Source organism: Streptomyces sp. NPDC107559 (genome assembly GCF_055657365.1).
Genome location: NZ_JBVKBD010000028.1, coordinates 48,459 through 65,196, shown reverse-complemented (window position 1 = coordinate 65,196; position 16,738 = coordinate 48,459). Strand labels below are relative to the sequence as shown.

Here is a 16,738-nt window from a genome sequence, read left to right as displayed (position 1 = left end):
CGCGTTCCCCGGTGCGCTTGGCGGCAGTGATGACCTGCTTTTGAAGGTCGGTGTCCTTGATATACGGCAGCCCCGCCGCGTGTGCTTCCCGACGGACCCGAAGGCCGTCGTTGAAAACCACGCGGGCACACCCGAACGCCCTGGCCAGCGCAACACGCTGTGCGGGCTCGGGATACACGCGGAAGTTGTACCGGAGCTGCATGTGAACAAACTACTGCCCGGCACTGACAACACCGGCCTGGACAGCCTCGCCCTGCGGACCATTCCGGCTTACCCCGCCCTGAAGGACGAGGCTTGCGCCGAGCCCAGCCCGTCAACCGCGTTGAGGGCGTCGATGTATCCGATCACAAGATCTCGCGCTGCCACCGCGTCCGGTTTTCCGCAGCCGAGCTCCGTTCCATGTGGCCTCCCCCGTTCACGCTCGAAGCGATTGTCACGCGGGGGCTTCCGGCTTCTCCGTCGAGCGGCATTCTGAAACGATCAGTTGGGCTACTTGGAGTCAGGGGTATATCCACCCCTCCGGGGCGGCCTGTGCGCCCCGCGCCACACTCAGGTCAGGCCCCGCCGGGCTCCCCCGTCTCGGCGGGGCTTCTATCGTGACGCTGGCGCCGGCCCCAGACTCGGGGGCGGCGTGCGTGTGGGCTACTGCGGGTACCCCTGCTCACCCATGCACTGCTTGAACGTCTTCTCATGCATCGTGGCGCTGAACATGTCGGTGAGGTCGTCGAGGGACTTGTCGCCGCTGTCGCTGTTGCTCGGATAAGCCTGTTCGGCGACGGTCTCGCAGTGGGCTTGAGCCTCGGTCTCGGTGAGCTGTACCTCGGGTGCGGTGTCCTGAAGCGTGGCGACGTTCGTCCCGTCCTTGCCGTCGCGGCCGGCCGGGCCTGCCGGGCCTCGTAGGCCCGGGAGGCCTGCCGGGCCGGGGGGTCCTGAAGGGCCTGCCGGTCCAGGCGTGGCGCGCTGGGTTTTGAGATCGCTGATCTGCAGCTGTTGGGCGACGATTGCCGCCGTCTGCGCGGCAAGAATGGCGGCGAGGACGCCGCTGGCTATGGCGTATCGCCGCGGTCTTCGCGGCTCTGATTCGCTGGTCATGTGCCCCCCTCGGTGCGTGGGGGCGAAAGTCTAGACATCCGTGGTGCCAGCCTTGCGCGGGGCTGGGCGTTCGCGCGTCAGGCCCCCGGTTCGGGCAGCGGCCGTGGCTGAATGGGCACGATCTCGATGTGGGTGGCACCGGCAACCTCGAGCTTGTGCTTTCGGTCGTCGGCGCTGGCCTTGTCGTAGCCGACGGCGGAGGCGCGGGTGTGCCGGTTGGGTCCGGTCAGCAGCGGGTGCTGCCGGTGATGGCCTGTGGCTTCTCCCGGTTTCTGTCCGCCGTGATGATCCCGTCCCGGCAGGCCGGGGACATCTTGTCGGGCATGTGGTCGCTGATCCACGGGATCGGCCGAGTGCCGAAGACGCTGGTCTGGGACCGTGAGGCCGCGGTCGGCGGGACGGGGAGGGTGACCGCCTCAGCGGCGGCCTTCGCCGGCACGCTGGCGACCAGGATCAGGCTCGCCCCGCCCCGTGCCCCTGAGGTCAAGGGCCTGGTCGAGCACAACAACCAGTGCCTGGAGTCCTCGTTCCTGCCGGGCCGTCTGTTCGCCTCGCCAGCGGACTTCAACCGGCGGCTGGAGGACTGGCCTACCAGGGCGAACGCGCGGACCGTCCGCGCGATCCAGGGTCGGCCGGCCGACCTGCTGGAGTCCGACTACCAGGCGATGGTCCCGCTGCCGCCGGTCGTTCCGCCGATCGGCCTGCGCTCCCGGATCCGGCTGCACGTCTCGCAGCCACAGCTCACCGAGCTGTTCCGGTTTCTTCAACGGGCTCGTCTGCTCGGCCAGGACCGTCCCCACGACCGCGGCCGTCGCCGCCCACCTCGGGGCTCATCTCGGACAGGCCCGTCAGGGGCCGGTCCGCCAGTGAGGTTCCGTTGCCGTCCAGGGCAGTCACGACCGAGTGCTTCATGTTGACCGGCATGAAGCACGAGGTCCCCGAGGCCTGCCAGAACCGGAACCAGAAGCCCGCACGCTCCTCGGCCTCGTCCGTCGGAACGGGAATCCCCGCCGTCAGCGACACCAGGTGCGCCGTGGCCGGCCGGAGGGGCCGACCACGACGCTCAGTGACAGGCGCCGGTGCTGCCCGTGTCCGTGTCCCTGTCGGCAAGAGGGCTTCGGCGGGATTGGTGGTGCTGTCATCGGCCTCGCTGTCAGAGAAGACAAGTTCAGGGACGCACGCCGGGCTCGTTCACGGCAGTCGCGAACCTCTGCACGGCTGAGACGCTGATCAGGGTTTCCTCTGTCGTGACCTTGGAGTCGATCATTCCGCCGACGAGCATTATCGTGCGTTCGCCCCGGTACTCGTAGGTCTTTGGATCGAGGAGCAGCTCGTCGCGGCGGTGGGTCTCTCTGGTGAACGGGTTGTCGTCCGAGGGGTGGATGGCCAGGGCGGGCCTGCCCATTGCGTCCTGGACGAGCTGTGGACGGACCACCACGCCGGGGATCGTTTTGAGGGCGCGGAAGAGCGACAGGCGGACCTCGGACGGAATGGTGTTCGTGCTGGAGAATGTGTACTGGATCCGCTGGTAATCGCCTCCGAAACGGATCACCTCACGGAGGGAGCGCAGCAGTTGCTGCGGCTCGCTCGGCAGTTTCTCCAGCTTCTGACGCAGCTTCTTCGGCGATCCGGTGTTCGCCTCGCCGATCACCGAATCCAGGACGCCGTGCGGCAGCATGCGGCGGGTCTTGCCGCTGCCGTACTGCGTCCAGGTCTCCTGCGTGAATTCCGTGTATGGCGGGGCGCCCTTCTGGGGAACGGGATTGAGGTCGTCGCGGAAGTTGAGTGTCGACTGCCGCATCAGGGTCTTCTGGTAGAGCCACTGACCGTCGGTGGGTTCGGGAGACGTGGCGTGCTCGGCCTCTACCCGGTGGGTGTCGTTCGGCGGTGCCACCTGCGCCACCAGCACCGCCGCCACCGCCACCCCGGCGGCAGCGCCCGCCGCGGCGAGCTTCCAGCCGGCCCGTGGCCAAAAGCGGCGCCGCTGCCTCTGTTCGGCGGCGGCATCCAGCAGCCTCTGCCGCCCAGGCGCCAGCCGGGCCCGGTCAGCGGCGGGCGCGTCCGGCCGGAAGCTCTTCAGCGTCGTCATCTCATCCATGGCCGGCCTCCGGGGCGAAATCCTGCACGAGAGTGGGGTTGTCGCCCAGCGCGGAGCGCACCTTCCTGCGCGCCCGGTTGAGCCGGGAACGGACGGTGCCGACCGGGATGGCGAGCGCCTCGGCGACCTCCTGATAGCTGAAGTCGGCCCATGCGACGAGGAGCAGTGCGTGCCGGTCGCCGCCGGACAGCGAGGCGAGCGCGCCGGCGAGGAGGCGGTGGGCGGCCTGCGCGGTGACCCGGTCGTCCGCGTGATCGACCCAGGACTCGGTGACCGAGTCGTGGCCGGTGCGGGCGAGCGCCCTCAGGGCGCGCTCCTCGGTGCGGCGCTGCTTGCTGATCAGGTTGGCGGCGATGCCGTAGAACCAGGGCCGGGCGTTCGTGCGGGTCAGGTCGTAGCGTGAGCGGGCCCGGAACGCTGTGAGGAAGGTGTCGGCCGTAAGGTCGTCGGCGGCCGCGTCGCCGAGCCGCCGCATGACGTAGCCGTGGACATCGGCGGCGTACCGGTTGTACAACACGGCGAAGACCTCGGGCCGTCGCAGGGACTGGGCAATGGCGGACGAGTCATCGTGGTGGTGCTCGTGATCGTCGTGCCCGACGTCCGGTGGGCCGGTCACGGGGTCTCCGTCTCTGACGTATATGGTCACACTCTCTCTTCCCCGGTGGGCCCCGCCGAGTTCACGCTGGATGTCGTGTCCATGTCGGGGCTGGTCGTTCAGTCGCCGCCTCGCTGCGAAAACTTCAGGCGCGTACTCGGCCACCACGCTGCAGTGTGCTGCGAGCGGCAAGCGCGTCCCGCGCCTGCCAGTGGTGGAGGCGTACGCCGTGGCCTGCGGCGGATCATTGGATCAGGCCCGCCGGTGCTGTCGCAACGCACGCGCCGTGGAACGCGGCCCCGTACATGCGCTGGGCAGGGAGCCCCGGCCCCGGCTGGTGGAGAACGCGGCGGAACTGCGTGCCGCTCTGCGCGATGTACCAGCGAGCCGGAGCGATGCCGCTGCGTGAGATGGAGCGCCGGGCCGGTCTGGGGCGTCTTCCCCGCAGCACGATGCGCCGCATGCTCGCTGGCGTCACCATGCTCAACAAGGATCAGATGCTGGCCTTCCTCATGGTCTGAGACGTGCCCGAGCGTGAGCACCAGGACTGGCTGGACGCTCTGTCCCGGGTGTGGGACAAGAACTACTCCTGGTACGACAACGAACGTTTCAAGAATCTGCACGACCCCACCGGCACGAACCTGCGCGGGCCCGCCGAGCAAGACATCCGGCACGAGTGGAGCCACCGGATGGGAGGACGCAAGCCCCCTCGGGCCGGGGCTGCTTGAGCAGCGACACGGGCGCGCAGGGCGCGGGCCCCGGATGATGGCCGGGGCCCGCGCCCCGGCCGGGACACCGGCTGAGGGGGGCGACCCGCGGTTCGTGAACGGGCCGCTGGCGGTCATCGGCGTCGAGAACGGTCAGGTGCTGGCGTTCTGCACCGGCGGCCTGATCCTGGAGGTGCCCGCCAAGTCCCTGCCGTCCTTGGTGGACTGGACGCTGAAGGAAGCGCAGCTCGGTCAGCCGAGGCTGTCCGGCCCCGGCAAGGACGGCGACCCGCTGCTCGTCCTCACTGAGGCCGCCCTGGAGCGTTATGGCCTGCCCGTCGCAATCGGGTCAACCGACCATGACCGCATCCGCCACCTCACCGTCGCCCTCCCACCCCACTACGCCGCCCGCCTCTTCGACGCCCAAGAAGCCGGCGCCGGCGACCAAGAGCTCAAGGAAATCGCCGCCGAGGCGCTCAGAGAGGTCTACTTCCAGGACGGTGGCTGGCGCGCCGGAAGCCTGGAAGTCCGTTTCACGGATGTCGAGCACCTGGAGTTCGAGCTGTAGCAGCCGTGTCTGGAGCAGCCCGCGCCCGTCGATGGTGAGCCAAAGCGCGATAGCTGTCACGTAGGCAGGCTTGTTGTCACTGGGAGGCCGCGGCCCGTCGTCGATGGCTGTGGCCAGCTGCTCGGCGCGAGATCCCCGGGCGTGGCGTACAGCGACCACGGCCTGGTCGTCTTCCTCGCGAAGGCCTGCGTCAACGACGCGCATACAGAATCTCTTGCTGAGTTCACCGCAGGCTCCCGGCCTGCGGCGATCGGTGAGACTCGGTGCGTATGTGCGCACGCACCTCTTGCAGGCCGAACCGGATGAGAAACTCAACCGCGCCGCCGTCGGCGCTGTCCAGCCAGTGAGGCAGGGACGTGTCGAACTCGGCTGCCTCACCGGGCGGCAGTTTCAGGTCGCGCTCGCCGATCACGAGCCGCAGCCGTGACCTTCCCCTCGTAGTGTAGAGACCGTGCCTGCAAGGGAAGTTGAGGGTGGCTCTCGCCCTCCCAGATCAACGTGTGCCCGGCCGACCGCTACCGCGTCCGCCGGGTCTTTTTGGCCGGGGACGCTGCCCGCATCCACTGACAGGAGCCCTCTACCATGCACACATACAACGTCACAGTGACCACCAGCGCCTCGCCGGACATCGTCTGGAAGCTGCTGGTCGACGCCGCAAGCTGGCCGCTGTGGTCCAAGGTGGACAGTCTGGACACGACACTGTCGGTCGACCTCGACCCCGGCGGCGACGACGGCGTCGGTGCCGTCCGGGCTTTCCGCACGGGACGCACCGTGACCGGGGAGCGGCTGACTGAGAAGGTCGAGCGACGCCTCTTGGGCTACGAAGACGCGTTCAACTCGTCGATGCACAACTATCACGCGCGCATCGAGCTGAAGCCGACAGCGGGCTCAGGCACGGTCATCCACTGGTACGGCGAGTACGAGACGAGCTGGCTGTTGCGCTGGGTCATGCCGCGCTACCTCCAGAAGTTCATGCAGGGCATGGCGGAAGGGCTGGCCCGCTATGCCGAGGAGTGCAGGCCGGCTCAGTGATGCCTACGCCGCAGCACGCGTTCAGCCAGGGCCCGCCCGAGCATCGCGGCGGATCACCCGGGAGTCTCGTACACAGCCTGGACCGGGTCAGGCACCTCGGTGCGCACTCCGGATCGACCCCGACTTGATCGGCGGCGAACCCGCTCACCTCAGCGGTCACCATGCCCGCGTGCGGACCAGTCTGGACCGCAAGCTCGCGCAGCACCGCGCTGACTTTTGCAAACGACGGCCAGAGGGCAGATGGGCACCCAGTCCAGCGATCATGCAACGGCAGACTTTCGATGACAAGATGTCCGTCGGGGAGCCGATTGGCGAGGTCACGGGGGTATGAGCGGCAGGTATAGCGCTTGAGGCGCTGGACGATGTCCCGTGGGAGCGGCTGGAGTCGGTGCTCGAGCACTACCCGGCCAAGGAGATGCGGCGAGCGCTGCGTCGCCTGGCGCTCAAAGGCGGGTCGGCGACCGAGGAAGACTGCTATCCCCTCTTCGACTGCTTCGCGCTGGGCACCGGACGCGTGGCCTCCGTCGAAACCGCCGCGCTGCCGTTCGTCGTTGCACTGGCTGGCAATCCGGACATGGGCGCCCGGGCCACACTCGTCGAGCTGCTGGCGAGTTTGTCCATGGCGGTGGCCGAAGCCGACGCGGGCTTGGTGGACGCGGGGTGGCAAAAGACATGGCGGGCCCAGCGCCCGCAGATCCAGGCGCTGCTCGCGGACCCCCTGCCCGAGGTACGCAGAGAAGCCCTGCCCCTCGGAAAGGGTGTCGGCGTGCTGCTGGAGCGGTGGCACGCCGAGACGGACCCGACGGTGCGGCTGCCTGTGCTGCTCGCGCTGGGGATGGCCACAGCCGGCTCCGCCCAGGACGGGCCGACAGACCGGGTGCGGGCGGTGGTGGCCGAGGTGCTGCGTACGGAGGATCCCGTCATGCGGGTCGCGGCCGTGCACGCCTGGGCCGCGTTCGATCCCCAGGTGCCGGTCCGTGAGCTGGACCTGCTGGTGGAGATCCTGTCCGACCCAGCCGTGCGTTGGCAGTTCGAGGCGATCTGGTACATGCCGGGCATCGACAGTTCCTTCACCCGTGAGGAGGTCATCTCCCGGACTGCCCACCTGTTCGAGGGCGCTCCGCGCACGGCACTCGCCTTCGTCGTCCGGCTCATCGGCGCAGCGCGCCGCAACGGAGACACCCTGCCGTGCCGCGCCGCGCTGGACGAGGCATGGCAGCTGCTGGTGGTCCAGCCGTCCGCGGCATCCGCGCTGTTGCCGCTCGCGGGCGCGTTGCTCGCCGAGCCGGACGACGGCGTACGCTACCGCGCGGCCCATGTGCTGGCTGTGCTGGGTTCGCGGGCGGCTCCGTATGCAGACGAGTTGGCCGCGCTCCTCGACGACCCGGGCGAGGCCGAGTTTCTTGAGGGCACCGTCGGCGACCACGCCCGCTGGGCGCTGACCCGCATCGGCGACGAGCGCGCCCTGCCAGGGCTGGTCGAGCGGCTCTACGCGCCATACCGGGGCCAGTACTCACGCGGGTACATCTCAGGCGACCCACATCTGCCGGAGGTCAAGGACGTCCTGACCCCGCTACGCGCGCACGCGCAGGCCCTGCTACCCGCAATACGGGAGTTGCTCCGCAACGACGGCCTGGGTGGCTCGCTGACCTGCTGCTTACTGGACGTCCTCACAACGTGGGGGCCGGCCTCGGCGCCCGCGCTGCCTGAAGTCGTAGCCCTGCTGAACGACACCCGATACTCGCTGCACGCAGTCGATGCGCTGGTGGCAATGGGACCAGCTGCAAAGTCAGCCGAGCCCGCCGTGCGCCGCTGCACGGTCCTCGACTTCCCCGGCAATCATCACAAGGTGGCGTGGGCAGTCTGGCGCCTGGGCGGCGACCGCGACGCAGCGCTGCAGCTCATCGGCGAAGCGGTCTTGACCGAGGACAAGCCGCAGTACGGTCCCGTCAGCCTCCTCGGCGATTTCGGACCGGCGGCCGCGCGCTACGCCGACCGAGTACGGCATGTCATGGAACACGGCGACAACTGGCTGCGGCTACACGCGGCGGTCGCACTGTGGTCCATCACCGGCGAGCCGGAGCCAACTGGATCTGTCATGGAGGAGTACCTCCTTCCCATCGCCACTGGCAGCGACGCCTACGGCTCCTTCTTCTACGCGCTGCGCGCCCTCGCCAAGATCGGCACGATCTCACCTGCGGCCCGGACGACTCTGCGCACGGTGCGGGAATCCGACCGGCGTCTGTCGAAGTACCAGGACTACCGGGCCCTCATACAAGACGAGGAAATCCGCTCCGCAATCGACGACCTCCTCGCCCTGCCATAGCGACCGACCAGGGGGCAATGCTGACAGCGAGCCCAGTGCCTTCGGGCCGGACAGCATGCCGGGCATCATCCGCTGCCGCGCCTAGGTCGGAATGCGCTGCGGGCCGCGCCGCGCACTCGCCGTCCACCTCACCTGTGCCTCCCGGCACAGAATGCGGTAATCGTTTCGAGAGCTGTACCTGCCCGCGGCCGGGGCCGTCGACGAAGAGCGGCGCCTACTCATGCACATCCCCGACGAACGGGCGTTTGCGACCAAGCCGCCGCCGACCGCCGGCACGCCCGAGCGCGCGCGTGCCCCCGGCATCCACGTCCGCTGGATGGCCCCCGACGAGGTGTACGGCGGACGCGAACTGCACATGGCTGCCCGCCGCCTGGGCTTTTGCCACACCGTCGCCGTCCATACGGGTCACCGCGTCACCACCTCGCATGTACAGCGGGCAGGAACCAGACTGCCAGCCCCGGCGGTGGACGTGCCGACGCCACCGCCGGGACGAGACGGCCCGCTTCGGCTCGCACGACGGGCACGCTGAACAGCCTCTGGTATGAACGATCACGCAATTTCCCCGGTCCTGGGACTGTAAGACGTTCGGTTCAACTCCCGATCTGAAAGCGACAGTTGATGGCTGACGGGACGAGTGGCATCGAGGCCGGGAAGGCCGCTGTGAGTGCGACGAGCGCCGTGGATGACGGGTTGGCCTCGGCGGGATACGCGACGATCCCCGGACGTGAACCCCTTCGCGGTGCGCAAGAGGGCCATCTCCTCCGGGCCGCCGGTCCTGCCCATCCCCCGCATTGGTCCGGTGTGGGCGGCTGAGCTATCAGCAGCCGTAGCCTTGTGCTGGCCAGCCCGCGGTTCGCAGCGCCCAGCGGCAATGAGAGCGATCTGCAGAACCGTGAAAGAAACGGCTCGGGTGCGGACAGGTAGGCGTGTGGAATCGATCAAAGAACAGGAGCCCGCCCGTTCCCGCGAGCAGCGGTATGAGCGGCTGGCCCGCGTCGTGGCGGAACCGCTGCACCGCTACCTACAGAGACGGGCTGATGCCGACCAGGTCGACGACATCCTCGCGGAGTCCATGCTCGTCCTGTGGCGCCGCCTGGACGACGTGCCCGGTCTGCATGTGGGACCTGTGCCGGCTGCCGACGAGGTTCTGCCCTGGTGTTACGGCGTGGCCCGGGGGTGCCTGTCCAATGCGCGCAGAGCTGACAGGCGTCGCCTTCGGCTGGTGGAACGGCTGACCCGGGCGGCTGCCGTCCCGACCGTACAGCCGCACTACGGCGACCACGAGCAACTGCACGCCGCCCTCGGCGCACTCAGCGAGACGGACCGTGAGGTGGTGTTGCTGTGGGCGTGGGAAGAGCTCGCGCCTCGTGCCATTGCCGAGGTGACGGGCCTGAGTGCCAACGCAGTGAGTATTCGCCTGCACCGGGCGAAGAAGAAGCTGGCCGTGCTGCTCGAAGGAAAGAACGGCCTGTCTGCCGGACACGAAACGGCTGACGGAAGGAGTACCCGGTGAACGAGGACCAACTGCTTGCCCGCCTCAGGGCCGCGGATCCCGCGCTGGTTGGCGGCACTCCTCCGCCTGATGTCGACCGGCTCTTGGAGGCTGCCATGACTACAACCCAGGTTCCCGCGCAGAAAAACGGTACACGACGCCCCCGGCGGCCACTGCTGCTGGCCGCGGCGGCCGCCGTCGCGCTGACGACGGCAGGTACCCTCGCCTGGCAGGGCACCCGCTCCCCTGCCTCCTCTCCATCTGCGGCCCCACTCGTGCTGAGGGTGCATGCGGCAGACGGAGCGGCCAAGTGTGCTGCTCCCAGCGTCGACATGCTGCGCACCAACACCATCGCCTTTGAAGGGGCGGTGACCTCTGTGACGGGTCAGCAGGTCACGTTCCGGGTCGAGCACTGGTACCGCGGAGGAGGAGACGGGCGCACCGTGACAGTGGATCATGCCGAGAATCTGGAAGCCGTCTCGTTCAGTACCGGTGACAGCTACCTCGTCGTTGCCCAGCACGGCAGGATCGACACGTGCGGCGGCACGGTCTGGGCCGAGCCGACGATGCGGGATCTGTACCGCCAGGCGTTCCGGGACCAATGACCCGGGCCGTGCTGGAGAAACCAGTCATGATCTCCATCGCCGTCAAGTTCACCGTCCGTCGGAAGTACAGCGAGAGCTGGCTCGACCGTGTGGAGGACTTCACCCTCAGCCCCCGCCGCGAGCCCGGCAACCTCTTCTTCGAATGGTCCAGGAGTATCGCCAACCGTTGCTGAGTTCGTAGTCAGGTCTCAGCATTCCGGGCATTTCGGCCTGGAAGGTCCGTCTCATCACCAGAGCATCAGGGGCTCGGCTTGAGTGCGGTCTCTCGTTTCCTCCTGCTGCTGGTGCGGCAGGGTTGCGCCACCTGCCCCCCGCCTCCGCCTTACGGCGGGGGCGGGGGGGGCGGGTCTTCTGGTCGGCTCCGCGAGGCTTCGACACCCGCTCGGGGGTGTCCTGTTCGCCGGCCACTCCGGTACCAGTCATGCAGGCTGCCGCGAGGGCGGCGAGGTTGCGTGCGGCGTTGCCGTCCCGGTCGATGACCAGATGGCAGGCATCGCACTGGTAGGTCCGAACGTGCAGCGGCAGCTTGGCTTTCACCGTGCCGCACCCGGAGCAGGTCTTGGAGGAGGGGTACCAGCGGCTCGCCACGATGAGCCGGGTGGCGTGGCGCTGGCGGGTTTTGTAGTGGAGCTGGCGGCGGATCTCGCCGAATCCGGCGGGAGCGGCTGGGTCGGCCGGGAGGTCTGCTCCGGGGACAGCCGACTGATCGTCAGCTCTTCAGGGATCCGAGGAATTCGAGTAGCGCTGCATTCACCTCGTTGGGGCGTTCCTCGGCAATCCAGTGCCCGCAGCCGAACAGGATGTGCGCCGGTCCGACGGTCGGGTGGAGCGCGGGCAGGGCGGGGATGATTCGGTCCATCCCCGGGAATCCGTAGACCAGGTCCCGATCGCCGGTGAGATAGCGGCCGGGCATCCCATACTGCGCGCCGTCCCATGGGGCGGTCAGCTGCCAGTTGCGGTCGAAGTTGCGGTACCAGTTGAGGGCACTGGTGAACCCGGCTTCGGTGAACTCCGTCGCGAGTGTGTCGATGTCGGTCCCGGTGAGCCAGGCGGGAAGTTCCTCGGGGTCCTCGAAGAGGTCCAGGAATCCCTTGCCCGGTGGGACCAGCGGCTCGATCGGCGGGTCACTGTGCGGGTTGTCTCCGCAGAGGCCATACATCACGCGGCGGAAGGTGGCGTGCGGGTCCTTCGCGAGCTCGACGTCGGCGACGCCGGGGGTCTGGAAGTAGTTCCAGTAGAACTGGCCGCCGAACAGCTGGTGCATCGCCTGCAGCGGAGGGATCGGACCGCGCCGCGGCGGCGGGACGCTGAGGCCCACGACCCCCCGGATGACGTCGGGCCGCATCAGCGCGGTGGACCATGCGACCATGGCGCCCAGGTCGTGGCCGATGACCACGGCCTGCTGTGCGCCGAGTGTATGGATCAGGCCGATGACGTCACCGACGAGGTGCAGGGTGGTGTATTCCTCAACCGCGGCGGGCCGGTCGCTGCGGGCATAACCGCGCTGGTCAGGGGCGACGACGTGGTATCCGGCCCCAGCCAGGGGCGTGAACTGATGGCGCCAGTTGTACCAGCATTCGGGAAAGCCGTGGAGCAGGAGGACCAGGGGCCCCTCTCCGTCCTCCGCGGTGTGCAGCTGAAGCCCTCCAACGGTATGCGTGCGGTGCTCGACCATGGTCACGCGCCCCCTTCCAGGGTGCGGTTCGGTACGTAACTCACGCTACGCGCCATCCCACCGACCGCGGAGTGATCGCCCGCCGTGGTCGCGGAGCGGTGCTTAACCAGCAGTAGGTCGATGCCTCCGGAGCAGCGGCACCCCTGGGCGTTCGACGGGGAACTCGTCATCCGGCGCCAGGGGGACCACTCCGCGCAGGCGGAGGTTTCCGTCGAGCGCGTCGTCGACTACGCGCGCCGCCACGTTCCCCGGGCGACGATCTGGCGGCGGATCTGGTCAAACGATCCGCAGGAGCGGCTGGGCAAGGAGATTCGGCGTCGCACCGACGTGGTCGGCTTTCCCGTCGGCCGCACCGCCGTGATCCGCCTCGTCTGAGCGGTCCTGGCCGAGAAGATCGACGAGTGGACCGTGACCCGCCGCTGCGTGGGGCTTGGTCTGGTCGCCAAGGGCGTCCTCCACCCGGTCGAGTCAGAGTCCGGCGACACCACCCTGCCCGGCGAACTGACCGTACAGCCTCGGAACGAGATCACCGAGCAGCCGTCGGTACACCCCGGCTTTCCTCTTGATCAGGGCTGAGCGGCGGTGGCTCGGCGGTGAGGGATGGCGCCCAGCGTCGCGAGTGACTCGGCGGGGGGCGACCAGTGGAACATTTCGGGGAATCGCCACGGTCAAATCCTGTGGCTCCAACCACTTCATGACCGCCGACCAGAGCCTTCTCATTGACCTCTGATTCCGTGACTAACGGCAGGAAAATTGCATCAGGGCTCATCAGAAAGCCGACGGACCCACATACGGCCGCCCTGTTTCACTTCGGCCACATGTAATCCTCGGCAGCGTCGACGATCAGGTTCTTGACCGCCTGCGGGTGGGAGACGAGGGACACGTGCGAGGAGTTGATCTCCACTGTCTTCCGGGCGCCCGCCCGCTTCGCCTCGAACAACTCCAAGGCCGGGTTGATCGACTGGTCCTGCCTGCCGACGAGCACGTACACGGGCTTGTTCCGCCACGCGGCGCCGGTGAGCTTGTCCGCGAACGCCGACAGTGCGATCGGACGCTGGGTGACTCCCATGAGGTTGGTCTGACTGGTGGGCAAGTCCGCAGCGAAGACCTGGTGCAGCTTGTCCGGCTGTACGTAGACGTCCGTACCGGTGGAGCCGTCGCCGTTACGGAAGGGCACCTGCATGAGGACCTTGGTCAGCGGGGCGGGAGCGAACTTCGCAGAGAGGCTGGAGAAGGACTCTCCCACGTCCGGCATGATCGCGTTGATGTAGACGAGGGCCTTGACGTTGTCGTTTCCGACGGCGGCCTGCGAGATCACCTCTCCCCCGTAGGAATGGCCGACCAGGACGATCGGCCCCTTGACGGACTTCAGGAAGCTCGCGAGGTAGGTCGAGTCCTGGGGAATGCCCCGAAGCGGGTTGGCCGGCGCGTCCACCGTGTAGCCGTTCTGCTGGAGCCGCTGCACGACCCCGTTCCAGCTCGATGCGTCAGCGAAGGCCCCGTGCACCAGCACGATCGTGGGCTTCGCTCGGCCGGGATCACCGCCCGGACCACCGGCCTGCGCCGATTCGACTACCAGTGCGGAGGCGAGACCCGAGACGGCCGCAAGAGCCGCAGCCCAGCGGGCCATGTGCACGGTGGGGCGGGACGCGCGGGATATGTGCATGCCGGTCCTTCGGTGCAGGGGACGTCGTGCGACGCCAGGGATTCCATGTTTGATGGCACCCGACGGCTTGTCCCGGCGCCGGAGCCATTCGAGTGAAACATGAATCCCGCGGTAGCACTGCCGCGGGCTTCGGTGCACAAGAATTCGTCACTGAATTCCAGAGAGCCCGACGGTTTCAAGGTCGCCCTATCGCAATGGATTCAGTTTTCCCGTGCAGCCGACGGGAAAACTTGGTTGAAATACTTTCCCCCTAACTTGACTCTGTCGGGGATCTTGGAATTTCGCGGTGCGGCAGCATGGTCAACGGGCATGCTCGGGTAGTTCCGCCGACCGATGCAGCTGTCGAGGTGCCCGTTGCCCCTTCGCCCCCGTTCCGGTGAGCAGGTCCCGCCTCTGGCTGCGCAGATTGCGCGGGCGAGCAACCCGGGTGGTACGACGGCACTACGGGTGCGTGACCGGCTGGATGGGCTGTGGCGCGATGAGGACTTTGCCGACTGGTACCCGCGGGACGGGCGTCCAGGTCTCTCGCCTGCTCAACTGGCCACCGTCTGCGCGCTGCAGTTCCTACTCGGTCTCTCGGACCGGCAGGCCGCCGAGGCAGTCCGCTGTCGCATCGACTTCAAGCACGCCATGGCCATGGAGCTGGACGATCCCAGTTTCCATCACAGCGTGCTGGCCGACTTCCGCGACCGCCTCACTGAAGACGACCGTGCTGACCGCCTCCTCGACCTCGCGCTGGCCCGCCTCAAGGAGGCCGGACTCATGCGCGAGCGCACCTCGCAGCGCACCGATTCCACCCACGTCCTGGCCGCGGTGCGCGACCGGACCCGCCTGGAGCTGATCACCGAGGCCGTCCGCGCCGCACTCGACGAAGTCGCCGGCACATCCCCTCACCTGCTCGACGAACCGGTCGACGAGGACTGGGGCTCCGATACGGCCGACCGGTCCGCGAGATGCGAACGTGTATACGAAACCCTCATCTAGCCCCTGAACAGCGAAGTTATTACCGCATGAGCAAGGATTGACTCACCATCATGGCTACGTCGTCGCGCAGGACCGCGTCGGCAGGAGATCTGCAAGGCGGCGTCGAAGGCCCGTACCCCCGCTGCCTACCCGTCACGGTTTCCCGGTTGATCAAGTCCGGGCGGGCACGGTAGTCGGCCAGCTTGACGTGACTGGGCGTCTTGCCCGTCGCCTCTTCGGCGGGCGAGGTACCAACGTCGGCCAGTGGCAAAGGCGCGCCGTGCCGTGCGTACGGCAGCCATCTGGGTGGCAATGTGGAGTTGGTGGTGCCAGGGGCTCTGGCTGCCGTGGCGTACCGACATGGCGTGCGCGAAAGCCACAGCGTCGCGGTCGATGTACTGGTCCAAGTGCTCGAACCACGCCATGCTCGTACGCGAGGCCGCCTGCACCGGATGGAGTTCCACGCGGCGATGGCGGTCGTACTCCCGCAAGGCGTCCTCCACGGCGAGGTATTTCTGCAGGCTGTGTGCGAGGACGATCGCGTCGATGATCGCCAGGCTGGTGCCCGACCCCAGCGTGAAGTGGGTGGTGTGGGCAGCGTCGCCGACGAGCACCGTCGTGCCGTGGTACCAGGTCTCGTTGGTCACGTGCGCGAAGCGCTGCCAGTGCGCCGGCGCACCCCGTGATCGACTGATCAAGCGGTGGCCGTCGAGTGCGCGCTTGAAGGTGTCCTCCAGCAGTCGCACTCCCTGATCTCGGCCGAGCACGTCGAGTCCCAGACTGTGCCAGGTCTGCGGTGAGCATTCGACGATGCAGGTGCTGATTCCCGCGACCGAGGGGTAGGCGTGAAACCAGATCCATCCGGCGGACGTCTGCTCGAAGCTGAACACGAAGCTGCGGAACGCCTGGTCCGTGCCGAGCCAGATGTAGGGATTGAGGCCGACTTCCATGCGAGTCCCGAACGCTGTGCTCTGTCCCCGGATCCCGCTGTTCGCACCGTCGGCGGCAACGAGAAGGTCCGCTTTGGGAAGCGTCGTGTGATCTGCAACGCGATGACCATACTGGACGTCGACGCCGAGCTGCGAGGCACGCCGGGCCAGGACGTCGAGCAATGCAGATCGGCTGATGCTGTATCCGTAACCCCCGAAGTGCGCCGTCTGCTCGCCGCCCGAGCCGTGCACATGCACCTCCTGGTCCTGCCAGACCACGGACCTGGCGGTGACCTCCCGCGCGCTTTCCGGATCGTTGCGATAGAGGACGTCCAACAGGTCGTCCCAGTACACGACGCCCCAGCCGTAGGTGGCCGCGGGCGGGTCACGGTCGTACACCGTGATCTCGTGCCCGGCATCGCGCAACTTGGCCGAGATCGCAAAGTACAGCCCCGCAGGCCCCGCTCCGACGCACACGATCCTCACCGCTACCCACCGTCCCGACTATCAGTCGTATGGGAGGCCTGCCGCCTCAGACGGGTCCGGATGCCCGAGGTGTCTGGGCATCCGGATTCGGCACTCACGAAACTGCCGAACGTTGATTGCGAGCTCACTGCGCTGGAGCGTCAGTAGCCGTACCCGCCACCGCCGTGGTCACCACTGCCGTACCCGCCACCGCCGCGGGCTCCCCAGCCCCAGCCGCCACCGTAGAAGCAGCGATCCCCCAGGCCCTTGCTGCCGCAGGAGGGAGCCGAAGCGACATGGGACGACGAGGGGAAAGCGGCCGCGCCGGCAGCGTCGGCTCCGGCCGCGATGGCAAAGATGGTGCCGTGCAGATCACAGCGGCCATCCGCCGCATCCTGCTCGTGGTTGCGCGCATGATGTCCCCCTTCCGGGGGTCGCAACGGGGATCTCGGGCGCTCAGGGGGAACGCCGGTAGGCGCCAGATCCTGCGCGCGGGTCTGACGCGTGGTGATCCACCCGCCGGAC

16 protein-coding genes and 5 pseudogenes are annotated in these 16,738 nt (G+C 68.0%); 12 read left to right on the top strand and 9 right to left on the bottom strand.

Annotation, left to right across the window (positions count from 1 at the left end):
- The coding region (locus ACZ7OY_RS41755) for a helix-turn-helix domain-containing protein (RefSeq protein ID WP_472250743.1) at positions 1 to 202 on the bottom strand (202 nt) is incomplete at its 3' end.
- Positions 203 to 642: 440 nt separating this feature from the next.
- A complete protein-coding gene (locus tag ACZ7OY_RS41750) occupies positions 643 to 1,092 on the bottom strand; it encodes a hypothetical protein (RefSeq protein WP_472250742.1) in 450 nt (149 codons plus the stop codon).
- A 209-nt stretch (positions 1,093 to 1,301) separates the two neighbouring features.
- Here ACZ7OY_RS41750 and ACZ7OY_RS41745 point away from each other — a divergent pair.
- Positions 1,302 to 1,814, top strand: a pseudogene (locus ACZ7OY_RS41745) (transposase); the annotation flags it as partial.
- A gap of 446 nt (positions 1,815 to 2,260) precedes the next feature.
- On the opposite strand, the gene ACZ7OY_RS41740 reads toward ACZ7OY_RS41745, so the two are convergent.
- Positions 2,261 to 3,190, bottom strand: a complete 930-nt coding sequence (locus tag ACZ7OY_RS41740) for a CU044_5270 family protein (RefSeq protein ID WP_472250741.1) — start codon at positions 3,188 to 3,190, stop codon at positions 2,261 to 2,263.
- On the bottom strand, positions 3,183 to 3,806 hold the full coding sequence (locus ACZ7OY_RS41735) for an RNA polymerase sigma factor (RefSeq protein WP_472250740.1): 624 nt from the start codon (positions 3,804 to 3,806) through the stop codon (positions 3,183 to 3,185). Before ACZ7OY_RS41735 ends, ACZ7OY_RS41740 begins: the two co-directional genes overlap by 8 nt.
- A gap of 353 nt (positions 3,807 to 4,159) precedes the next feature.
- Between ACZ7OY_RS41735 and ACZ7OY_RS41730 the strand changes: the two genes are divergently transcribed.
- The 3 genes and pseudogenes from ACZ7OY_RS41730 to tpg all read left to right on the top strand — a co-directional run.
- A complete protein-coding gene (locus ACZ7OY_RS41730; RefSeq protein ID WP_472250739.1) occupies positions 4,160 to 4,306 on the top strand; it encodes a hypothetical protein in 147 nt (48 codons plus the stop codon).
- Positions 4,307 to 4,309: 3 nt separating this feature from the next.
- Positions 4,310 to 4,513 (top strand): hypothetical protein, encoded by a 204-nt coding sequence (locus tag ACZ7OY_RS41725; RefSeq protein ID WP_472250738.1) that lies wholly within the window; start codon positions 4,310 to 4,312, stop codon positions 4,511 to 4,513.
- Positions 4,514 to 4,814: 301 nt separating this feature from the next.
- Positions 4,815 to 5,060 (top strand): annotated as a pseudogene (gene tpg, locus ACZ7OY_RS41720) (telomere-protecting terminal protein Tpg); the annotation flags it as partial.
- 223 nt (positions 5,061 to 5,283) lie between these two features.
- Here the strand turns inward: tpg and ACZ7OY_RS41715 are convergent.
- Positions 5,284 to 5,484, bottom strand: a pseudogene (locus ACZ7OY_RS41715) (cupin domain-containing protein); the annotation flags it as partial.
- Between the two features lie 62 nt (positions 5,485 to 5,546).
- On the opposite strand from ACZ7OY_RS41715, the pseudogene ACZ7OY_RS41710 reads away from it, so the two are divergent.
- The 6 genes and pseudogenes from ACZ7OY_RS41710 to ACZ7OY_RS41685 all read left to right on the top strand — a co-directional run.
- Positions 5,547 to 5,627 (top strand): annotated as a pseudogene (locus ACZ7OY_RS41710) (hypothetical protein); the annotation flags it as partial.
- A 15-nt stretch (positions 5,628 to 5,642) separates the two neighbouring features.
- The gene (locus ACZ7OY_RS41705) at positions 5,643 to 6,092 is read left to right on the top strand and encodes an SRPBCC family protein (protein ID WP_472250737.1); all 450 of its coding nucleotides are present in this window, start codon (positions 5,643 to 5,645) and stop codon (positions 6,090 to 6,092) included.
- 388 nt (positions 6,093 to 6,480) lie between these two features.
- Positions 6,481 to 8,418, top strand: coding sequence for a HEAT repeat domain-containing protein (locus ACZ7OY_RS41700; RefSeq protein ID WP_472250736.1), 1,938 nt, complete (start codon positions 6,481 to 6,483; stop codon positions 8,416 to 8,418).
- Between the two features lie 928 nt (positions 8,419 to 9,346).
- The gene (locus tag ACZ7OY_RS41695) at positions 9,347 to 9,931 is read left to right on the top strand and encodes an RNA polymerase sigma factor (protein WP_472250735.1); all 585 of its coding nucleotides are present in this window, start codon (positions 9,347 to 9,349) and stop codon (positions 9,929 to 9,931) included.
- A complete protein-coding gene (locus ACZ7OY_RS41690) occupies positions 9,928 to 10,515 on the top strand; it encodes a hypothetical protein (RefSeq protein ID WP_472250734.1) in 588 nt (195 codons plus the stop codon). The genes ACZ7OY_RS41695 and ACZ7OY_RS41690 overlap by 4 nt, the downstream gene beginning before the upstream one ends.
- Positions 10,516 to 10,541: 26 nt before the next feature.
- Positions 10,542 to 10,688, top strand: a complete 147-nt coding sequence (locus ACZ7OY_RS41685; protein ID WP_472250733.1) for an antibiotic biosynthesis monooxygenase — start codon at positions 10,542 to 10,544, stop codon at positions 10,686 to 10,688.
- Here the strand turns inward: ACZ7OY_RS41685 and ACZ7OY_RS41680 are convergent.
- A complete protein-coding gene (locus tag ACZ7OY_RS41680; RefSeq protein ID WP_472250749.1) occupies positions 10,621 to 11,106 on the bottom strand; it encodes a zinc ribbon domain-containing protein in 486 nt (161 codons plus the stop codon). The two genes, ACZ7OY_RS41685 and ACZ7OY_RS41680, sit on opposite strands and share 68 nt — an antisense overlap.
- Positions 11,107 to 11,224: 118 nt before the next feature.
- The gene (locus ACZ7OY_RS41675) at positions 11,225 to 12,190 is read right to left on the bottom strand and encodes an alpha/beta fold hydrolase (RefSeq protein ID WP_472250748.1); all 966 of its coding nucleotides are present in this window, start codon (positions 12,188 to 12,190) and stop codon (positions 11,225 to 11,227) included.
- Positions 12,191 to 12,448: 258 nt separating this feature from the next.
- On the opposite strand from ACZ7OY_RS41675, the pseudogene ACZ7OY_RS41670 reads away from it, so the two are divergent.
- Positions 12,449 to 12,766 (top strand): annotated as a pseudogene (locus tag ACZ7OY_RS41670) (transposase); the annotation flags it as partial.
- A 229-nt stretch (positions 12,767 to 12,995) separates the two neighbouring features.
- Here the strand turns inward: ACZ7OY_RS41670 and ACZ7OY_RS41665 are convergent.
- The gene (locus ACZ7OY_RS41665) at positions 12,996 to 13,856 is read right to left on the bottom strand and encodes an alpha/beta fold hydrolase (RefSeq protein WP_472250732.1); all 861 of its coding nucleotides are present in this window, start codon (positions 13,854 to 13,856) and stop codon (positions 12,996 to 12,998) included.
- A 447-nt stretch (positions 13,857 to 14,303) separates the two neighbouring features.
- Here ACZ7OY_RS41665 and ACZ7OY_RS41660 point away from each other — a divergent pair, with 447 nt between their 5' ends.
- Positions 14,304 to 14,840, top strand: coding sequence for a transposase (locus ACZ7OY_RS41660; protein WP_472250731.1), 537 nt, complete (start codon positions 14,304 to 14,306; stop codon positions 14,838 to 14,840).
- A 125-nt stretch (positions 14,841 to 14,965) separates the two neighbouring features.
- Here ACZ7OY_RS41660 and ACZ7OY_RS41655 read toward each other — a convergent pair whose 3' ends face one another.
- The gene (locus ACZ7OY_RS41655; protein WP_472250730.1) at positions 14,966 to 16,234 is read right to left on the bottom strand and encodes an FAD-dependent monooxygenase; all 1,269 of its coding nucleotides are present in this window, start codon (positions 16,232 to 16,234) and stop codon (positions 14,966 to 14,968) included.
- Positions 16,235 to 16,738: the final 504 nt, after the last annotated feature.

What these genes read in the sequence shown, in the direction of transcription:
- ACZ7OY_RS41685 (WP_472250733.1), top strand. Translation starts at nt 10,542, where the DNA reads ATGATCTCCATCGCCGTCAAGTTCACCGTCCGTCGGAAGTACAGCGAG.
- ACZ7OY_RS41705 (WP_472250737.1), top strand. Translation starts at nt 5,643, where the DNA reads ATGCACACATACAACGTCACAGTGACCACCAGCGCCTCGCCGGACATC.
- ACZ7OY_RS41675 (WP_472250748.1), bottom strand. Translation starts at nt 12,190, where the DNA reads ATGGTCGAGCACCGCACGCATACCGTTGGAGGGCTTCAGCTGCACACC.
- ACZ7OY_RS41740 (WP_472250741.1), bottom strand. Translation starts at nt 3,190, where the DNA reads ATGGATGAGATGACGACGCTGAAGAGCTTCCGGCCGGACGCGCCCGCC.
- ACZ7OY_RS41750 (WP_472250742.1), bottom strand. Translation starts at nt 1,092, where the DNA reads ATGACCAGCGAATCAGAGCCGCGAAGACCGCGGCGATACGCCATAGCC.
- ACZ7OY_RS41665 (WP_472250732.1), bottom strand. Translation starts at nt 13,856, where the DNA reads ATGCACATATCCCGCGCGTCCCGCCCCACCGTGCACATGGCCCGCTGG.
- ACZ7OY_RS41730 (WP_472250739.1), top strand. Translation starts at nt 4,160, where the DNA reads ATGTACCAGCGAGCCGGAGCGATGCCGCTGCGTGAGATGGAGCGCCGG.